General features: G+C 49.8%; 29 protein-coding genes. 1 reads left to right on the top strand and 28 read right to left on the bottom strand.

Features of this window, described 5'->3' with window-relative positions:
• Positions 1-263 precede the first annotated feature (263 nt).
• The 17 genes from GX441_06400 to GX441_06320 form a co-directional block, all read right to left on the bottom strand.
• On the bottom strand, positions 264-953 hold the full coding sequence (locus GX441_06400) for a hypothetical protein (GenBank protein ID NLI98274.1): 690 nt from the start codon (positions 951-953) through the stop codon (positions 264-266).
• Positions 954-989: 36 nt separating this feature from the next.
• Positions 990-1658, bottom strand: coding sequence for a class I SAM-dependent methyltransferase (locus GX441_06395; protein ID NLI98273.1), 669 nt, complete (start codon positions 1656-1658; stop codon positions 990-992).
• Positions 1655-2161 carry a hypothetical protein gene (locus GX441_06390; GenBank protein NLI98272.1) on the bottom strand — a complete coding sequence of 169 codons (507 nt, stop codon included), beginning with the start codon at positions 2159-2161 and terminating at the stop codon, positions 1655-1657. Before GX441_06390 ends, GX441_06395 begins: the two co-directional genes overlap by 4 nt.
• 27 nt (positions 2162-2188) lie before the next feature.
• A complete protein-coding gene (locus tag GX441_06385; GenBank protein NLI98271.1) occupies positions 2189-2752 on the bottom strand; it encodes a nitroreductase family protein in 564 nt (187 codons plus the stop codon).
• Positions 2753-2827: 75 nt separating this feature from the next.
• The gene (locus GX441_06380) at positions 2828-3436 is read right to left on the bottom strand and encodes a GNAT family N-acetyltransferase (protein ID NLI98270.1); all 609 of its coding nucleotides are present in this window, start codon (positions 3434-3436) and stop codon (positions 2828-2830) included.
• Positions 3433-3903: a GNAT family N-acetyltransferase gene (locus tag GX441_06375; GenBank protein NLI98269.1), complete on the bottom strand. Its 471-nt coding sequence runs from the start codon at positions 3901-3903 to the stop codon at positions 3433-3435. The genes GX441_06380 and GX441_06375 overlap by 4 nt, the downstream gene beginning before the upstream one ends.
• Positions 3904-3909: 6 nt before the next feature.
• Positions 3910-4308 (bottom strand): hypothetical protein, encoded by a 399-nt coding sequence (locus GX441_06370; protein NLI98268.1) that lies wholly within the window; start codon positions 4306-4308, stop codon positions 3910-3912.
• Positions 4293-5102 (bottom strand): hypothetical protein, encoded by an 810-nt coding sequence (locus GX441_06365; GenBank protein NLI98267.1) that lies wholly within the window; start codon positions 5100-5102, stop codon positions 4293-4295. The genes GX441_06370 and GX441_06365 overlap by 16 nt, the downstream gene beginning before the upstream one ends.
• 5 nt (positions 5103-5107) lie before the next feature.
• Positions 5108-5281, bottom strand: a complete 174-nt coding sequence (locus GX441_06360) for a hypothetical protein (GenBank protein ID NLI98266.1) — start codon at positions 5279-5281, stop codon at positions 5108-5110.
• A 16-nt stretch (positions 5282-5297) separates the two neighbouring features.
• The gene (locus tag GX441_06355; protein ID NLI98265.1) at positions 5298-5990 is read right to left on the bottom strand and encodes a DUF2461 domain-containing protein; all 693 of its coding nucleotides are present in this window, start codon (positions 5988-5990) and stop codon (positions 5298-5300) included.
• 14 nt (positions 5991-6004) lie between these two features.
• Positions 6005-6349, bottom strand: a complete 345-nt coding sequence (locus GX441_06350) for a DUF3795 domain-containing protein (protein NLI98264.1) — start codon at positions 6347-6349, stop codon at positions 6005-6007.
• 102 nt (positions 6350-6451) lie between these two features.
• Positions 6452-6766 (bottom strand): hypothetical protein, encoded by a 315-nt coding sequence (locus tag GX441_06345; GenBank protein NLI98263.1) that lies wholly within the window; start codon positions 6764-6766, stop codon positions 6452-6454.
• 216 nt (positions 6767-6982) lie between these two features.
• The gene (locus GX441_06340; GenBank protein ID NLI98262.1) at positions 6983-7915 is read right to left on the bottom strand and encodes a hypothetical protein; all 933 of its coding nucleotides are present in this window, start codon (positions 7913-7915) and stop codon (positions 6983-6985) included.
• Between the two features lie 14 nt (positions 7916-7929).
• Positions 7930-8277 (bottom strand): DUF3795 domain-containing protein, encoded by a 348-nt coding sequence (locus tag GX441_06335; GenBank protein ID NLI98261.1) that lies wholly within the window; start codon positions 8275-8277, stop codon positions 7930-7932.
• A gap of 2 nt (positions 8278-8279) precedes the next feature.
• Positions 8280-8624: a DUF3795 domain-containing protein gene (locus GX441_06330; GenBank protein NLI98260.1), complete on the bottom strand. Its 345-nt coding sequence runs from the start codon at positions 8622-8624 to the stop codon at positions 8280-8282.
• Between the two features lie 6 nt (positions 8625-8630).
• Positions 8631-8975 carry a DUF3795 domain-containing protein gene (locus GX441_06325; protein NLI98259.1) on the bottom strand — a complete coding sequence of 115 codons (345 nt, stop codon included), beginning with the start codon at positions 8973-8975 and terminating at the stop codon, positions 8631-8633.
• A 150-nt stretch (positions 8976-9125) separates the two neighbouring features.
• Positions 9126-9392, bottom strand: a complete 267-nt coding sequence (locus GX441_06320; protein NLI98258.1) for a hypothetical protein — start codon at positions 9390-9392, stop codon at positions 9126-9128.
• A gap of 65 nt (positions 9393-9457) precedes the next feature.
• On the opposite strand from GX441_06320, the gene GX441_06315 reads away from it, so the two are divergent.
• The gene (locus GX441_06315; GenBank protein ID NLI98257.1) at positions 9458-10459 is read left to right on the top strand and encodes a hypothetical protein; all 1002 of its coding nucleotides are present in this window, start codon (positions 9458-9460) and stop codon (positions 10457-10459) included.
• Positions 10460-10518: 59 nt separating this feature from the next.
• Here GX441_06315 and GX441_06310 read toward each other — a convergent pair whose 3' ends face one another.
• The 11 genes from GX441_06310 to GX441_06260 form a co-directional block, all read right to left on the bottom strand.
• Entirely contained in the window at positions 10519-11403 is an 885-nt protein-coding gene (locus GX441_06310) for a hypothetical protein (protein NLI98256.1), read from the bottom strand.
• A 170-nt stretch (positions 11404-11573) separates the two neighbouring features.
• On the bottom strand, positions 11574-11945 hold the full coding sequence (locus tag GX441_06305; GenBank protein NLI98255.1) for a VOC family protein: 372 nt from the start codon (positions 11943-11945) through the stop codon (positions 11574-11576).
• An 86-nt stretch (positions 11946-12031) separates the two neighbouring features.
• Positions 12032-12514 carry a glyoxalase/bleomycin resistance/dioxygenase family protein gene (locus GX441_06300; protein ID NLI98254.1) on the bottom strand — a complete coding sequence of 161 codons (483 nt, stop codon included), beginning with the start codon at positions 12512-12514 and terminating at the stop codon, positions 12032-12034.
• Positions 12515-12564: 50 nt separating this feature from the next.
• Positions 12565-13083: a hypothetical protein gene (locus tag GX441_06295; GenBank protein NLI98253.1), complete on the bottom strand. Its 519-nt coding sequence runs from the start codon at positions 13081-13083 to the stop codon at positions 12565-12567.
• 154 nt (positions 13084-13237) lie between these two features.
• A complete protein-coding gene (locus tag GX441_06290; protein ID NLI98252.1) occupies positions 13238-14350 on the bottom strand; it encodes a T9SS type A sorting domain-containing protein in 1113 nt (370 codons plus the stop codon).
• 151 nt (positions 14351-14501) lie between these two features.
• Positions 14502-15752, bottom strand: coding sequence for a diaminopimelate decarboxylase (gene lysA, locus GX441_06285; GenBank protein ID NLI98251.1), 1251 nt, complete (start codon positions 15750-15752; stop codon positions 14502-14504).
• A complete protein-coding gene (locus tag GX441_06280) occupies positions 15745-17136 on the bottom strand; it encodes an aspartate kinase (protein ID NLI98250.1) in 1392 nt (463 codons plus the stop codon). Before GX441_06280 ends, lysA begins: the two co-directional genes overlap by 8 nt.
• Positions 17137-17224: 88 nt before the next feature.
• Positions 17225-17764: a GrpB family protein gene (locus GX441_06275; GenBank protein ID NLI98249.1), complete on the bottom strand. Its 540-nt coding sequence runs from the start codon at positions 17762-17764 to the stop codon at positions 17225-17227.
• Positions 17765-17975: 211 nt separating this feature from the next.
• Positions 17976-18230, bottom strand: coding sequence for a flavodoxin family protein (locus GX441_06270; GenBank protein NLI98248.1), 255 nt, complete (start codon positions 18228-18230; stop codon positions 17976-17978).
• Positions 18227-18649 carry a GNAT family N-acetyltransferase gene (locus tag GX441_06265; GenBank protein ID NLI98247.1) on the bottom strand — a complete coding sequence of 141 codons (423 nt, stop codon included), beginning with the start codon at positions 18647-18649 and terminating at the stop codon, positions 18227-18229. The genes GX441_06270 and GX441_06265 overlap by 4 nt, the downstream gene beginning before the upstream one ends.
• A gap of 12 nt (positions 18650-18661) precedes the next feature.
• The coding region (locus tag GX441_06260; protein NLI98246.1) for a hypothetical protein at positions 18662-18857 on the bottom strand (196 nt) is incomplete at its 5' end.

The following is an 18857-nucleotide window of genomic DNA, read 5'->3' as shown; positions in this document are numbered from 1 at the left end:
TGCCGCGTCCTAACGCCTTCGGCGTTTCTCCTCCCAATGACGTTGGAGTTCGTGACGCTTTTCATCAAACGGGACTCCATTTCTCGAATACTGACTAACCATCACAGAAATTTTGTCCAGCTTCTGACCACCTTTTGACCATCTTTTGTCCATCTTCTGACCAGCTTTCCCACCCCAAGAAATCGCTTCGCAATTTCTCGGGGACCCCGGGTCTGGAATCGATTCTGCCGAACGCATGCGCTTCCAGCCGCTACTTTTGGGGCTTATATATTTACTACGTAAAGCAACTCATTGCGATACTTACCAGTTATCTCGAGCAGACCCATCCGCCTCATTGTATACGTAATTCTCGATGCCTCAAACACTTGTATTCCAAGGGCGTCCGCCAGGGTCTTGTTGGTAAAGGGACTTTCGAGGCCATCGGGCAGGAAGCGGAGATAGTCCTGAACTCGTTTAAGTTCATGAGATTCAACAACTTGCACGAGCCTGCGGTCTTTGATGCTCACGCCCTTTCTCCACCGGCTACCCTTGCCGTCCGCCGTGCGAACCTCTTCTATGTCGACAACAAGTATTTCGAGTGCGAAATTTGGGTGTTTGATTAGATCAGGAATGCGTATAAGCTCTTCGAAAATATCGATTAACTTCCCAATTTTGCTGGACTTACGCTTTCCAAGTGTATCCCCTTTCCCAGACGTTCTCACAATCCATTTGAAACGCGCAAGGGGGTATATAACCCTCACCGGATGGCGGTCTATAAGTTTCGTTAGCTTTTTCCGCAAGGCGGCGAAATTAGAGGTTTGTATCTCTATAAGTTGCGTACCGCGAATGAGATCAATTATTGAACCATCGACTGAAACCTCGAACCTGTCCTGCGGCTGGGCGTACCATTCCTTTATCGCAGCATGAAGGGTGCTTTCGTTAAGCGAACCGATTCCCTGAGATAACGGAGACACAAGCAAATCCGGGTTTATATACAAGCAACTGATAATTCAAGGAGTTATTTCGCAAAAGACACTCGATTCGTCGACTTCAACTATTTTGGCCGTAAAGCCAATATCTTTAGTAAGGCTTAAAAAGTCCTTCGGCCTGACCGTAGCCGCCTTGAAACCGTCCCTGGTTACAATCACCCCATCACGGGTTTCTGAGCAGTCTATCTCGCCTATAAGTCCTTCCTTCGCCTGAAGTTGAAACCATTCCAGTCTGTGCCCCCAGAACTTATCCGAATAAGATGAGAAGAGAACGGTTCCGCCCTTTTTGGTGACCCGCACGCATTCGCGAATGAGCGTTCTGCGGTCAACCCCGAATGCCGAAATGCCGTTTTGAATGCATGCTACGACGTCGAACTGTCCACTGGAAAAGGACATACATGAAGCGTCCATGACGAAAACGGAGCAGTTTGAGGTAGCGCCAAGTTCTTTTTTAGCCATCGCGACACTTTCAACCGAGGTATCTATGCCCGTTACTTTTCCGGCACGGCGGCTGAGTTTTTCAAGCACCCTCCCGTAGCCGCATCCCGGTTCCAGAACCGAATCGGTTTCCTTTATTTGATTAATTACGTAACTTATCTCGGCATCCAGGTACTGTCTTACGCGGGGTGGAGCAATCTCGTAGCATCTTTTCAGGCGCGAGGCAGAAAGCCTATCCTCGTAGTAGCTCATTGCTCAACTGGCTGGTTGGCGATTTTCGCGAGTTCTTCGTACATCCTGCGGGTAGAGGAAGCGGAGTTGAATACGAACATGCCGGTTTCGGAGGTGATATAATGTCTCTCGTACCCTGCCTCGATGATAAGCCACGAGGCTACGCCGTTTCGAAGGACTTCTGTGCCCGCCCAGCCTATCCTGATTGCGCGGGAATCGAGGGATATGGAAACATCACTCTGATTGTTAAGCTTCTCAAGATAGAGGGTTAGGCGATTCGCATCCGCGTGGATGATTCCGGATGTTTCCCATGGAAAGAACTTAAGCCAGCGTTTGTACTTGCGTTCGGATGCATAGCGGATACAGAACCAGACGCCTGTTGAGAGTTCGTGCGTTTTGTTCTTGATAATCCCGGACTGGAACCGCTTTCTCTGGCCTGCCTTAATAGCGGCAAACCCAAGTATTATACCTACTGGAAGCGCTGTCAAAGCAAGAATTGCTAGGAAAGGTATGCAAAATTCCAACCGATTCTCCTTAAAAAACTTACACTTTTATTCGAACGGCGTATCCGGTCCGTTGATGAATGCTACTTCATTTAGAGGCTTTCTCGGTCTTACATCACTGTTTTTTTCTGTTTTCCCGTATGCTCGTACGAAATCCTTCATCTCATAGTAGCCGAGAGGGATTATGGAAACAATCTGCCATCCAGGTGGGATATTGAGGAGTTTGCGTATATCGCGCTTACTGCAAGTAAGGCACCATACCGCACCTAGACCCAGGGCGTGTATGGCAAGGAGCATGTTCTCGATTGCGGCGGAAGTATCCAGTATATAGCACTGTTCGTTCTCGTTGTATCGTTCCCAGGTATCGTGCGGGTTAGCACAGGCGACTATCACCGCAGGCGCATTCTCCACCCAGGGCTGGTGAGCGTAGGGATCGAATTTCTTTATCTTTTTTCTGTCGGTTACTACGATGAACCGCCAGGGCTGACGGTTGCCGCCTGAAGGTGCGCGTATGCCGGCCTCAAGTATTTTTCTAATGATATCTGTGGGAATTTTTTTGGGAAGGAACTTCCTTACGCTCTTTCGGGTCAGAATCGCTTCCATTGCATCCATATAGCCTCCTAATACGCAGAAAGAATGACTAGCTTATTTTACTCTCCAGCCTCAGGCTGTCAATTTTTCCTTCTCTCAAAGATCCAGATACCAGATGAGCATCACCTCGTTTGAGACCGGAGGATGTCCGTAGTATCCGTAACGGTTTATCTGTCCGAGATGACAGCCCATCCTTGAATAAAACCGGCAGGCCGGAACGTTAACGTTCTGGGTTTCTATCTTCAGGAGTTTGCAGCCCTTGGAACGTGCCCACCGGGCTGCGTGGTCGAGCAGCATCGTACCCAATCCCTGGCATTTGAATTCTGGCCGGACGCGTATGTCCCAGAGCACGGCGATGTCCGCTCTTCCCTCGAGCATGTTAACGCCTGCAGTATTCCATGCAACAGCTGCAGCCGCAACAGGTTTCTTGTCGTTATAAGAGATGAAGAGACCCCAGTTAGAGATATCAAAGTGCTTGGGCCAGCTTTCAGGTCCGCAGTTTTCCTTGTCATTGATGTAGAGATCTTCATACGAGTCGTAGTCCTTGATATATGGTTCGGCGACTGCCTCCTCTCGAAGCGTGAGCCCGCCGAGTCCGGAGTCTTTCTCCTCTGCGACGAATATGCTGCGGACTTCAAGCGTCATAGGGATAGCGGCATAATCAGAGAGGCGGTCAGGAGCGATCTCAAGAACTTTAAAATTCAATCGATCCTCAAGACAAGCTCAACGTCTCCGGGTTCCCTGAATCCGCGCTTGCGGTATATGGGTTCGCCCATCTTTGAGGCATGAAGGTGAACCAGGTTCAATCCGAGCGACTTTGCGTCATCTATCAGCTTTTCTAAGAGCGCAGTGCATATCCCTTGCCCTCTTGCCTCCGGGAGTGTGTACATATTAAGTATGTAGCCCAGTTTTCCGTTCTTCATGGAGTTGTTTGCAGGAATCCGCCAGACGACCATCCCGGCCGTGGCCACGACTTTTCTGTCGGATGCAGCCAGCCATGCAATAAGGGCTCCGCTGGGGATGTTTTCGGTAAAATATTTCCTGAGTTCTTTCTTAAGCGCATCGTATTCCGATTCGCCCGCAGGATTAAAATGCTCGGCAAGGAATTTAATCCGAAGTTCCGCTAGAATTTCTATATCCTCAATCGTAGCCCGGCGATAAGTAACATTCACTGGATTTTACAAGGCAGGTTTAAACTTCCTATCCGCAAACCAGCAAACGAGTGAAATTCCTCCTGTAAGAAATGCAGGCAGAAATACGAGAAGCATCCATAGGTTTATCTTGAATCCAGAGGAGACGAGAAAGAAAACCATGAGGAACAATCCGATTCCGAGCAGGATAAAACCGCCCAGGCGTTCCCAAATCCAGGGTACGATTGCTCCGCCGACAAGAAGCAGGGTGCCGACTATTACAATCACCCACCCGAGTGCGTTAGTGCCCGGATCGGGATATGCCTCCGAAAGGGCGGACGCAAAAGCGAAGTATGCCCAGAACCCCGCCCATAATATCAAGAGACCTCTGCCGAGATAACGAATGATTTTAACCCACGTTCTCGAGGCCATCAATGATTTATCCATTTTAATACTTCCTTTTTTGCATCCTTGTCCAGCTTCTTTAATGCTTCTTTAAATATGAGTTTATTCACGGACTCAACCCTACTCCACTTTTTAAGGAAGTCAAGCAGCTGGGGCTGGTAGTTCTTTGCCATCTCCCTGAGCGCCCAGGCTGCGCCCTTGAGCACCTTTGCGTTTTCGTCGAGGATAAGTCTGTCGAGAATCTCGATATAAGGGGCGATGTCGCGGTCCGGGTATCCGACGAACAATGCATGCATATAAACTGCGGAAGCCTTTCTAAACCAGAAATCAGAGCTTTCCGACCACTCCGTTAGTTTTCGAAGCATCTCCTTAGGGTGTTCCGCGATGATGTAACCCATTGGATAGTGGCACCATGAGTCCACTACATACCATTCGCTGAACTCTGCGTTGTACCGCTCAATCTCTGCGACTATTCGCTCCCAGTGCTTCTTGCGCATCCGGGTAAAGGCGGAGCCGACGATAGCGGTTCTGGCTCCGTAAACAAGCGCACAGATGTTTTTATCTATTCTGCGGGTTGCGGAGTCATGCATCTGTGGATTGTAGCTTTCTTCCCTTGGCCGGTGCATGATTCTCGTGAACAAAAAAAAGTATTTTTCAGGAGAAGAGAGAGCGGCTTCACCTATTCCCGCTCCAAAAACCCTTAGGATATAGAATCCCGATTTGCTGTTCGTTAATTTATCGAGGATTTCAAAAAAGCCTTTTTCGTCACCGTCTTCGATTTTTTTTACGGCGTCTCCGGCTAGCGATCTGGCTTCCTTCGTCGTGAATCTTTCCATGAATTCTAAGAGTTTTGAGTATCGGCCTGAGCAAACGTCTGCATAAAACCACCTCTCCTGCCGTAACCTTTATCGATTCCGCCTCTCCGGCGACACTCGATTGCGTCTGGGTTCTTCCGCATGGCCTCGATTGATGTTAGTACATCTCTGATTCCAGGAGCTTCCATTATAGTTGCCATGCTTTCAGGTGTGTGATTACAATGTCTTGACCAGCCAGCGCAGCAGAGGATCCATGTTCTTTGAGTGTTCAAGACAGACATCGAGCAGTTTCGGTGATGTTATGCTCTTTACGGGAATCAAGGGCGACTTAGCAAAAAGAGTGTTCTGGCGCAAGAGCCCTGCCCTGGGATGATCGGGTGTATACCCTGCAGGCACCCGCTTGTAGTGTTCTGCTGCAGTCTCATATTCGCCCGACTTTCGGACCGAGGCGATGGCTTTTTCGAGTTCCTTTCCTGACTTATCGTTAGCCACGGCATCACGATACTTATGGAGTTCTTGCGTCGAGAACTCATACTTCCCAGCGTACATGAAAGCTCCGTCGAACTCCAGGTGGAAGTAGAACCCGGGATTGGTCATCTTTTTGCCCGGACCCTCCCAGAAGAAGACGCCTACATGGGTCTTGTAGGGCGTCTTGTCCGCACTGAATCTGGTGTCGCGGTATATGCGGAAAAGCGACCCCGAGCCGTTCGTGCGCGTGCTGAATACGATGTCCTTTGAGATCTTTTTCTGCAGGAGCGTCCCGAAATCGGCGATGAACGCGAGCGCCGGGGCGACGAGAAACTCCTGGTAGGCGTTCCTGTTCGCCTCAAACCAGCCCTTCTCGTTATGCCTCGCGAGGTTTGCGAGAAAATCGAGTCCCTTTTGCGGGAAACCCTTGAACTCGCTCATTGTGACTCCTTAGATTAGAGACTTCTTCTTATCTCCTCGAGGTTGGTTTTAGCTTTCGGCGCCATTTTGAGGAAATTAACAAGGGTCTCGCAAGCGTAATCGGAGCAGTAGGCGCAGTTTTCTACTCCCTTGGCAGACGCGCACTTGCGTACGCCGCACATCGCGCAGTAACCGACATGCCTGCCTGCAATGTCGGTACAGCCGTCGCAGTTCACGTCTGAGGCCTTGAAGTCGCCGCCGAACTGCTTTGACCACTCCTCGGCAATCTTTGCGCGGGCCTCGTTGTCGTCGTTCTTGGTCGCTATATAGCCTGGGCAAGCGGAACAATCATTTCCGCAAAAGGCGATCAGTTTGGACATATCATCTCCTAATTAATCTTGTATACATAAGCTTACTTTATTTTTTTGACTTGTCAAGCCCTTGTTCTATGAAGGTTTCGCAATAAAGAAGCGCGCGGCGGTTTATTTAACAGGTATCATGAAATCGAGCTCGGATTCCGGATTATCCATGCCCTTGAAGCGCTCGGCGTCATAGTACTCAATCATATAATCGTGGGACGGCTCAAGCCCTTGCTCAGGCAGCCACTTGGTCCAAATATCCTGGGTTTTAGACCAGTCGGACTTTATATCCTGCATCTTGAACGTAAAGACGGCATAGTGGATTTCGGGCAGTATCTTTGCGACGAGTTCGAGCGCAGTATCCTCAAGCTTTGAGACCTCAATGCCCGTAAAGATGTACTTGTACCGGACTCTTTCTCCTCCTCGAAATCTATCCACAGTTCATACCCGGATTCTGAGAAAAGGTGTTTGATGGACTCTTTTTTCCTGTCGGTGAATCGAGCTAATCTCTTCCATAGTTCTTCAACGGCGTTTTGCTCTGACCATCCACCTGCCTTCTCATAGTGCTTCCCGAAGAAGCCCATCCCGACGAGGAGTAATTCCTTTTTTTCAATAATACTGGGGGTTATTTTTGACTACTTTTGGGGAGTTTTTTTACAGCGCTTTTTCTTTATGTTTCAGAGCCATATAGGCGTAGAGTGTTACCCACTTGTTGGTCTCGCCTCGTTTCCCTGACTTGAAATAGCATCTCGGTGGATCCCAATCCATAACGAACCTGGAAGACTCATCTCTTTTCGATTCGAATAACTTCCACATATCATCGAGTTCAGGTCTGGAGCCGAAGCCCATCACCGACAAGGCGTAAGCGGACTCAAGAAGATTGCTTCTCCAGTGAAACGGAAAGATCATGAGAACGGAGCTTCTGTTTGCAGGCACGCCGCGTTCTCCCATCTTGTAGATGACGTCGCGCCGAAGGAAGTAGTCGACCAGTTGCTTGCAGCGTGGATGTCTCCATAAATCGGGAAGCATGGCGAACGCCATCAAAGCCTTGGTCGAGCCGTTGATACAGCTTTTAACCGGACGTGTCTTGCGCTTGCCTTCGTGGATTTCGCAAAGGTAACCGCCGTCGGAGCGTGTAGCGGAGAGCATGAGTTCGATGGTCTTTCTTATACGGGAATCCGAGCCGTAGCCGAGCATGATGAACGTCCGTATGTTGTATGCGTAAAGGCAAGACATGTGGCGGCTGTAGTCGCCATCAGGACTTGAGAGATCGAGGTAGCGCTCTGCGGCAAGCGCCACACGAGGGTCGCTGCAATCAAGGCCGAGTTCTGCCAAAAATGAAAGGTTGAAATGAGTGGTAACGAAGTCCACGTAATCGACGCCTGCGCCTATTCCCTTATACACCCAGTAGCCGCGAGGGTCCATCTTGGAGAAGATGCGCTCAACCTGTTCGCTTCCCTGGATCTCGGCTTTGAGATCACGAAGAGACGGGCTATCGGGATTTTCACCCAGAAGTTCAACTAGGGTTCGGTATCGCACCGATGGATTCTCTTCCTCAAGAAGCCAATTCATAACTGAGGATTCCATTTTCGACACGCTCATTACAGATTGTTCTTTATCTTTTCGAGCGTATCCCGTGCACCCGGCGCTGCGAACTCGAGGTGAACGTTGAGCTTAGGGCAGACAAACTCTTCGCAGTGGCCGCAGTTCGGAATCCCCCTCCCAACCGCGCACTTGCGGATCGGACACTCGTTCGAGTAGGCGACATGAGGGCCTTGGGGACTGGTGCACCCCATGCAGTTGATATCTTCGGGCTTGAAGGACGACTCGAACATCCTGGACCACTTTTCCGCGACCTTCACGCGCAGCTCGTCGTCATCTTTGATAGTGGCGATGCAGGCCTCGCATGCGGAACAGTCCATTCCGCAGCAGGCGATTAATCTTTCCATTTTTATTGCATGTTTCTACGGATTTCTTCCAGTGTCTCGAAGGCTTGCGGCGCGCGCGAGTGAGATTGGATGAGCATCTCGCAGCGGTAGTCCCCGCACGACGCGCAGTTATCAAAGCCCTTTTCCATATTGCACTTGCGTATCCCGCACCCCTCGCAGAAACTCATCCGCTTCCCGTCAGTGGATGTGCAGCCGTCGCAGTCTACATCCCGGGGAGCGAGGACGTACTCGGACGTCGTCCATATCTTTGCCAGCCTCCTGCGCTCCTCGTTATCATCCTTCAAGGTCGCCTGAAACACCGGACACTCCACGCAGTCAAGACCGCAGCAGGCTATCATTCTTGCCATGATTTTTTAGCGGTTCGCCCGAATCTCTTCAAGATTCTTTTTCGCTGCAGTTACCATATCAAGGAACTTCGCAAGTTTCTCGCAGGCGTAGTCAGGACAATGGGCGCAGTTGGCGACTCCGCGCTCCTGACCGCACTTGCGTATCTCGCACTCCGAGCAGTGCCCGATGTGCGGACCTTCAGCCTCAAGGCAGCCTGCGCAGTTGATGTGCTCGGGTGTAAACGCAAAGCCGTACTGCTTTGACCACTCCTTTGCGGTTTTTTCTCTCAACGCGTTGTCATCGGTTTTGTAAGCGATATAAGCGGAGCATTCGGCGCAGTTTAAACCGCAGATTGATATTAGCTTCGACATTGTTTCCTCCTTTTGTATACTAAAGTATACCTTAAAATATAAATTTGTCAAGCCTGCTTGTTTGAGTCAGACATGTTCTGTTTTCTATGAATAAAGAAAACATCATTAAGTCTTGAGCTTGTCTCGTTCTGCCGCGTGCACTTTCATTCCCTAGACAGTTGATTCATTCGGGATGTGCTTCAGATCCTGCCCTGTGAACAGAACCTCGCACTTTATACTGTTGTGGAACCTCACGAGTTCGGGTTTCCTTTTCTTAAAGAACCTGTTTATCGAGTGCGAGACAGGCTCGACCTCTGCCAAATCAAGAATGTTGACCTTCCCACCTTTGCGGGGCACGCGCGAATTATCCTTAAGGCCTTTTCCAATAAAGAATGGGGTAATGAAGGATCGATTGGTGCATACAATTTTTATCATCATCAATAGGATTGTAACTAGTTTCGTATATGTACTTGACAATTTCAACCATGCCAGTAGTATACTTCATGAAACCTAAAACTAGTTTCCGCAAATACGACCCCGACGTTTTTTTGCTAATCAGGGACTTTCTTTCCAAGAATTACATGAAGTTCTTCGAGCCGGTCAACTGGGACATCGTGCGCTGGAACTATACCCGGTACTTCTGCGCACCCATGCTGGGCGCCTGGGGATTGGGTGAGACGGAGGAGAAGGTCCCGGATACAACAGGGGAGAAGAGCATTCAGGCTATACAATTATGGGAGTCTTCCGTAGGTGTGTGGGAGACAGATTGCGGAGATATTGCCGGAGTTGTCTGCCCCGACGAGTACGTAGCCTGGCATCCGGCATTCGGACAGGCGTTCCTGCAGCGCCATCCCGATTATGAGCATCTTCTACCCGAGATGTTAGAATACGCTGAGGGAACTTTCATTGGCAAAAACCCGACTAACCCGACCAATAACTCCCGGAACGCAACCAGGATATATGTGGCGGAGAATGATTATGCCCTCATCGAAGCGGCACAGACAAGAGGTTTTATCAGGGATGAAAAACCATGCATGGATTACACTGAGTTCGACCTGAAAAACATACCCGCCTCAGACCTGCCCCATGGATACCGGTTCGTTACAATGGCTGAGAATAATGATGTCGGAAAACGAAGAAAGATATTTGGGCTTTCGTTCAGGCATCCTGATCCGAACGACTGGCCTACAGCCTTCTCGTATGAGGAACTCCAAAAGGCCCCCGATTACCGCAAGGAACTGGATATTGTTGTGGAGAGACCGGACGGCGAATGGGTCGCGTGCACTATTGCCTGGTACGATGAGTACAACAAGATAGGTACCCTTGAGCCGGTGGGTTCCATCCAGCTCGGCATGGGCAGGGAAGTAACGCTCGAAGGGTTGAGGAGACTCAGGGAGCTTGGAGCCGAGGTAGCTCATATGAACTCAGGGCTTCAGTTCTATAAGAAAGTAGGCTTCAGGAGGAGGTTTTCGATATACCGGTGGGTAAGAACCAGAGAAAAATAGAAATACGACCACATACTCCCCCCTCCAATAGAGTTGTCAGCTGCTGACGCGGCTGGAAGTCACGGATTTTTTTTCTTTTCCCACTTCCATGCAACCACCGCATCGCAAGCGGTGCTGAATACAATGTCGTTCCAGGAGGCTATCTCCGAATAGAGGGTGCACCACCCGTCAATCACGCTATGGTTAATTCTTCCACCGGTTCTTTGTTCCATACATTCAAACGGATGCCAGAAGAACTGAACTATATCAACCGCCACCTCATCGCGGTGCTCCCACAGCTTGCGAAAGGCTTCTATGAATCTAGCGGGGTTCTCCCCGATACCTTCGCAGGAGAGGAAGACAGGAATCTCGACGATGGGGGATGTTCCTGGTTCCCAGATTTTCTCGTAGTCGGGATGGTAAGGTCTGAATGCTCTATGGTCTCCCCGATCCCTGCGGGACGAATCCTGGACCATCAAATCCTTCACCCGAGGGTGGTTAACGACCCCGCAGCCCACGAGGACGCCGGTGTCGATCTCGATTCTCGCAGCTTCCAACGCGCGGAATATGGAACCGTCGAGATAGAACCATGCCGGAGCATGGGTTTTAGGATAAGGAAACCCGTGGGATTCAACCTTCTCCGCATTGGCCTTGAAGAACCTGGGCTGCTCTTTCGGATCGGAGGCGTGGGTGTGAATGCCTATCTCGTCGCCAAGCTTGAACCTTTCCCGGAAGAATTCTTTCCGGACGTCTATAATGTCAGGATTTACGGTGCCTGTTACCGGACCCTTCTCGCCGTTCCCGAAGTAAAGACACCAGGTAATCGGTATCCTGGTTACATGCCTGGCTCCTAAATTTGCAAATCTTTCGAGGAGCAGGGCTGTTCCCTCATCCAGACCTGTGTATCCGTCGTCCCACCAGTTGTGCTCTGTGTGGACTACATTGATAACGTGCACTTGTCCCATAGCGTCCTCTTTAGTTGTCCATTATTAAATTCATCCGTTGAATCCGACAGCTCTTTTAAAGATATTACCTATAGAAAATTCTAGACCGATTTATACCATTGTCAACTTATGGGAAGTATCTGTTGATGTTTTCAGAGAAGGAGGTCAGGGCCACTTCCCTGATTTTATACTTACTTTGCGCTCATGTCGGGCTCTAGCATTCCAAACTCGTTACCTTCCGTATCCTCGAAGTACGCTATCCAGCCGACGCCGGGAACGGCCACTTTCGGGACAGTAATCTTGCCGCCCGAGCGCTCGACCTTCTTGATGTACTCTTCGAGCGAGGAAACCTCTAGGGTGCCCACGGTCGACCCTTTTTTTACATCACCTTTTGCCAGGCCGCCGTCTATGCCCGGTTCGCCCTCCTTTCCCGTCATGAAGAGCCAGTAATCCATTGAGCCGCCCTTCCATTTGTCGAACGACCATCCGAACGCTTCTTTGTAGAACTTCATGGCCCTGTCGGGATTCTCCGCGACGATATCTAGGTGTACTATTCTAGGCATCTTAGTCTCCTTTGTTTTTAATTTCATATAATTATTATAGGAATTTTTAGTCGGCGGTCAAGGAAGGGGGAAAGTACGCGGGAGCATTAGAGTGAGTATTTCAATCTCTTCACAGTTTCAATCGGCGTCGACGTGCGTTCAGCCACCTCCTCATAGGACTTGCCTTCTTTAAGGAGACGCACGATAACGGCTTCCATCGGCTCGCCTATCTCAATCGTGTAACCATCGGGGTCAAGAAACCGGAATACCCGCTGCCCCCATGGCTGTTCTACGACCGGGTGGACGAACCCCACACCGGCATTTTTGATTTTATCAAAAACTCCTTCAAGGTCAGGTGTATCGAAGTAGATTTCCGAATTGATGCTTCCCAGGTTGTCGTTTGACGTCCGTTCGCGGGAGTGGATTAGAGTGAACGCATAATTCGCGTCCATCAGCGATAGTCCTCCTTCGTAGTCAACGGCGCGACCATGATCCAGCAAAACCTTCTGACTGAGGAGACCTTCGTAGAAATCTCGTGATCTTGCGATATCGGAAACCGTTATCAGGAATGATTGAAACTTTATCTCCACAAAATCTCCTTATCCGTTTACAAGCATTATATTGGGGTTATGAGGATATTTCAACTTCTTGTTGCTTTAAGATTGTTCTTCTTATTTTTCTCAATCGCCAGCCTAATCCCGTATATGACGCCTGCAAGTATGAAGGAAGCCAGACAAACTGTATGCACCTGGTTACTTGTAAGCAGTTTATAAAATGGATTATACGCAAGCGGGTAGAAGGGCATGAGGTCGGCGTGGAAGATTGAATCGACAAAGATATGAAATGTTGTCCCGAGAAAGGCTCCGAGCATAATGAAGGGAAATGTCTGCGGCTGCTCCAGTTTAAGTAAAGCCAGAAGCTTTCCTACAGGCCTTCTTGCGAATAAAAGAGGAAGAGAGATTGCAGCCGATGTGAGAATGCCTCCCGGAAGGGTGTGAAAGAATCCGTGCAGAGGCCGATCAAGACGAAAATAGAAGATGAAGAAAGGTTCTAAATCGAGCAGGATGGAGCCCAGCAGAAAAGCAGGGATATTGATTATGCGTTTTACGGATACCCCAAGCGCCAGACTAGGTCCGAGATGAAAAGGCGTATAGGGCATTTAGATAGTACCTATTGCATTTATGAGAATCACGGATAATAAGACGGTTTCCGAGATGAAACGTGAACGTAGGATGCTTTGCAAGTAGAAGGCCGGTCTGGGGCCGGCCTTCTACCTTCGCCTTTTTAACGCACCCGATGATGCGATGGAGGTGTCACTCGATGACAAGTAATTTTCTGGTGATTGTTCGAGATGCCGTCCTTAGCTGACAGAAGTAGACTCCTTTGGGTGTTGCTGAATCGAGAAAGTCTTTTCTGTCCCATTTAATGGTATGAGAGCCTGCGCTCGCTTCGAATACGCGAACAAGCTGGCCGTTAGAGTTATAGAGACAGATTTCTCCGTGTGAGTTCAAGGGAAGGATATAGGATATGGCGGACTGACTGGCTGAAAGAGAAAACCCCTCACTTACAGGGCGAGGGTTCTCTTCTATTTTTGTAGAGCCGCCCTGCCAGCCTGCAAGTACGGCCATCATCCACCATAAGGCTCTGCCCTTCTGTTCACAGCTAGAGTACGTTGTGTGTGCAGCTTCGTCGCCGTGGAATTGGTCATGCTCGCATGGAACCGTGTGACCGTCGTACTCGTATGTGGCTTGCTCCCACGAGGAGCCGTTGTAGTACCAGCTGTCAAGATCGGCAAAGTCGAAAAGAACCTTTTTGTTGTTCTTGCAGTGATTGCGGATCAACTCGTTGTTCTGGTGGCGATTATAACCTTCGCCGCCCTCAGCCTGAGCGTTACAGGTCATATAGATGAAGGTTACGTTCGGGAACTCCGCTTCAAGCTTGACTATTGAGTCTATATAAGCCTGGGTTTGCTCAAGCGAGTAGCCGTTAAGCTGCGTGCACCATGACCACATGCAAAGATTGATTGAAGGATTATGGTTGAGGACGTCTCTCGTATTATCCATGCCCTCTTTCGTGCTCCAGTAAAGCTCGGGGGTAATGTAGGTCTCATCCTCCTGGCCGTCGAAGATGCAGAGGGCGCCCGCTTCGTTAGGCAGGCTGCTGTAATTTAACGCGTAGCTGTACTTGGCGTCCGCTTCCTCGATTCGCTCAAGCCCGACGGTCAGCTGTCCGCCGTGTGATGTGTGAGCGTAGTGAAGCCTTAGCTTAGCCTGAGCTGAATCTATCCATTCATCAGGTATCTTGGAAAGGTCCGCGCATGTATGATCTATTATTAAAAGAGAAGGCGTTGGTTCGTTGTTCGAGCATGTTGACCCAAGCATGGGCAACACAAGAATGGCTAATACATTTATGCTTCTGGCCATCATTCACCTCTTTAATCTTTCTGGCGTAAAGCCGTTTGACATTTTTGCATCAGCATTTTACTGACGCTTGAACTTCAAAAGCCCTTTCTAAACCTGCCTGTTTATCAATTAATAATGATTCTAAATAATTTTATTGATTTGTCAAGAGGGTGGCTTACAACTCAGGGATTGCTTCCATGCTTGTTAAATCCGAATAAGTGCCGCGTTCTCTTATTATTGCAGATGCGCTTCCCTTTACGAGCGCCTCCGCAGCCAGGGGCCGGGAGTTATAGACTGACGACATAGACGAACCGTAGGCGCCCGCGCTCATAACGGCAAGCAGGTCGCCCCTTACGCACCCGGGAAGCGTCCGGTTAAGTGCAAAAAAGTCCCCTGACTCGCATACAGGACCTACGATATCGCATAATTCCATGCTTCTATCGACTTCATAGACATGCACTATCTCATGGTAAGCGTCGTAGAGGCAGGGTCTAATAAAGTCGTTCATGCCCGCATCGACTATGACGAATCTTTTACCCTCGCCCTTCTTAGTGTAGAGCACCTGGGTGAGAAGTATTCCGGCGTTGCCCACTATGCTGCGGCCAGGCTCGATTAAGAGCTTCAGCTTTTCATTTCCCAGAACATCGGCAACGGCCTTAGCGTACTCACCAGGTGAAGGTGGTTTCTCGTCCGCATAGGGTATTCCAAGTCCTCCGCCGATGTCCAAGAGCGCGATTCCATAGCCCTGCGATCTGAGTTCGCCAGCCAGAGAAAGGAGCCTGCGTATTGCCTGCTTGAAAGGTTCAAGGAGCATGAGCTGCGAACCTATGTGGCAGTCTACACCTGCTATCTCGATGTTTGTGAGTCTGCCCGCCCTTTTGTATCCTTCCAGCGCTGCTTCAAACGGGATGCCGAATTTGCTTTTTCTGAGTCCGGTTGAAATATACGGGTGGGTTACTGGATCTATATCAGGGTTTATGCGGAGGGATATCCGCGCTTTCTTCCCCATACGGCCTGCCGTCTCGTTCAGCACGCTAAGCTCGGTGAATGACTCTATGTTGAACATGAGGATATCGGCATCGAGAGCTTCCTCCGTCTCCCTTTTCGTCTTGCCCACGCCGGAGTAAACGATGCGGGACGCAGGTATCCCCGCACGCATGGCGCGGTAAAGCTCTCCGCCGGATACGATATCAGCGCCCGAACCCATCTCTCCAAGCGTATTGAGAATGGCGCCGCTTGGATTAGCTTTTACCGCATAGCAGATGATGTGGGAGATGCCTGCGAAAGCCTCTTCGTACGCCTGATAGTGTCTGGTGAGGGCAGCGTGGCTGTAGACGTAAAGAGGAGTTCCGTAGCGGTGCGCAAGCTCGGATAGGGCTACATCCTCGCAGAAAAGCTCTTTTCCGCGCCTCGTAAAGCTATGCATCTTCTCCTCCGGTTTCAGGGATTAGTTCCTCGTGCAGAACCCTCACGGCACCGGTAACATCCCCGTCGGCAACCACCATGGAGAGGTTCACGCCTGAGCCGCCGTAGGTAATTAGTTTAATGTTGAAATCGGCAAGGGCCGAAAAGATGCGCCGGGCGACACCCGGGGTATGAGGAAGGTTTCTGCCGACTACGCTGACTATTCCGACACCCTCCTCGACTCTCACCACTGCGACTTCGTTTAATTCTTTTTCAAGTTCGCGAATGCGGTCGGTTGCTGATAGAGTTACCGTAACGTTGACTTCAGAGGTTGCGATATGGTCAACGGAAAGGCCGATGCGGTCGAACACCTCGAACACCCTGCGCAGGAACCCGCGCGCGCCCAGCATCCGGGTGGAAAACACGTTGACCATCAGCTGATTGCGTTTGTATGCAATGGACGATATAGGTGGCGATTGCTCAATCGAGCCGGGAACTGCATCCATGCTCTCAAGAATCATTGTCCCCGGAGACGAAGGACGGTTAAAATTAAGAACCTTGACAGGAATCCCGGCTTCAACCGCGGGCTGGATTGACGCCGGATGCAGAACCTTTGCGCCAAGAAATGCCAGCTCGGCTGCCTCCTGAAACGTGATTCTTCTGACGGGTCGGGCGCGAGGAACGATGCGGGGATCGGCCGCGAGGATGCCGTCCACGTCCTTCCAGAATTCGAGACTATCGGCGCCGATTGAGAGTGCGATAACGGATGCTGTAAGGTCTGAACCCCCTCGCCCAAGGGTCGTCAAGGCGCCGTCAGGGGAGCATCCCACGAATCCTCCGACAACCGGAACGGTTCCCCCTACAACCACAGGAACAAGACGTTGCTGGCATCTTTCTTTGATTTCTCCGAGACTAGGATTGGCGGCTCCATGCTCGCTGTCGGTAAGAATTAACTCGCGCGGATCCACGTACTCGCAGCCGATGCCGTTGCAGGAGAGGACAAGAGTGATAAGGGGCGCCGAAATCAACTCGCCAGACCCAAGAATCATGTCCCTGCTTCTGGCGCTCACTTCTTCCACTGCCTCAATGCCCGAGATAAGCTTTTTGAGCCGCGAGATGTTTTCATCGATTATAACCTCAGCTTTGCCTCTTGATAACTTATTCGAAAGAGTTTCATCCATCAATCTTCTGCAGTATTCATATATAAGAGAGACTTTACCGCGAGCCTTATCGGTGCGTCTTGAAAGCATGGCGTCGGTCAATTCGTAAAGCATGTCCGTTATGCCTCCAAAGGCGGAAACCACAACAACTGGATTTTTATCTATCCTCGAAGCAATAATTTCCCGCGTGCGATTGATGGCTTCGGCATCTTTAAGCGACGCACCGCCGAACTTCATCACAATCATGACTGGTTTCTCCTCCTTGACCGTTTGATAGTCACGCCGAAAGGATTTACTAGGTTTGAATCGTTATTATACTTATGATTGCGAGAAATTAAAGGATTCGCTCTCGCGCTATGAGAATGATTCTCTCGATGAATTCAGTCTTTGCGCCCGTGTACCCTTCACGATCTCGACCGTATTTATCAGCAAGTCTTTTCTTTAGTTCGTAATATTCGTCTCGGACTTTCTTGTTGGATCTCAGGTAGTTGCGGAACAAAATGTGTTTTGCGAAGAACGGGCTGGGAAACTTCATGAGGTGAAGGTGGAAACGTGGAGTGATGCCAGGGGTTTTACCCAAACAGTAGAACCATTCTGTATGACCTGGTTCCGGGGTCACTTCAGTATAGTCAATGGATTCGAGCATAATGCGGCAATCCTCAGCCGCCTGGCGGTCCTTGACACCAACCACCATATCAACGATATCCTTGGCTCCCAGACCCGGAACCGATGTGCTTCCGATATGCTCGACGACTAATGCTTTGTCCTCAAGAGTGTTGAGGACTTCTTTCTTCTCTTCTTTGAAGATCCAGGGCCACTGGGGTTTGTATGGTATGATGACGACCCGCGGCTTCATGAAACCGCTTTCAGACATCTTTCTGTAAATTCCTCTAATTTCTTAACATAATTATTTCGCGTCAATTCATCCAGACCTTCGAACTGACCGTTATTCAGACTTCCGAAGTCGGCGGTTCCTGCTATATTAATTCCCCTCTCTTTAAGGAGAGTTCGAAGATCATACAAAGTAGTCCCCATCTTATTAATATATGTACAGAAAAGACCGACGTTCTTGGCTTCGACCTGTTTTATAAATCTCGTGATATTGGAGTGCGCTTGCGGGAACTGACAGAGGTGCCCACGATCGCAAGGTCTGCACCCTTACATGCTTCAAGTGCCTCTTCAAAAAAAGCTTCTCCTTTTCTTGCTCCTCCTTCGAACCCCTCCCCCTTTTTTGATATGAGATTGACGGGCAGAGCCTTTGTTCCTAGTTTCTTCGCCATCAACTCGGCGATACCCTTTGTGTTCCCGCTCCTGGAGCGGTAGACGACGACCGTTTTCATACCCACTCCTTGTAGAGAAAGAGCAACGAATCCGGCGACTGCCTTAAGCCTCCTGTGGACTCATAGAGCTTCATGGCGGCAACGTTAGCCTCATCTGTCAGAACATACATCTTTGACACATGACGTTCGGAACAGATCAGCTTGAGCTCGGAGATCAAACGCTTGCCTATACCCTTCCTGTGATACTCTGGCAGGACGTCGATGGAGTAGAAAAACATCATCGGCTTATCCGTTTCGATCCTTTCTAGTTCGTAGGCGTAGAGGAATCCTGCGAGATTCCCCTCGACGTATGCGACAAGCAGATGATTTGAATCTTTCTTGAGGAAATCCCCGTTGAGCTTACCTTGGGGCCAGAATCTTGAAACGATTTCCGTAACGAGATTCACATCGTCTTGCGTAAGTCTTTTGATTTCAATCATAAGAAATCAGCTTTACCACTCCACAATCCTGGGCATCTTTTTGGCAGTAGCCACAGCATTAGCCGCTTCCTTTGGGGTGGGCGGTATGCCTTCGAAACCTGTCTCCTTTATGTATCGGCTGAGCTTTTCACGCATCTTCTCGGGTTGCCATCGCGCAATCTCTTCCCATGTATCAAAGCCTGCATCGTGATACAGCCGGGCTCGAACG

This window comes from bacterium (assembly GCA_012517375.1).
Taxonomy (GTDB): Bacteria; Hydrothermota; Tepidihabitantia; order B3-TA06; family B3-TA06; genus JAAYVC01.
This window is presented reverse-complemented; position numbering and strand designations above follow the sequence as displayed.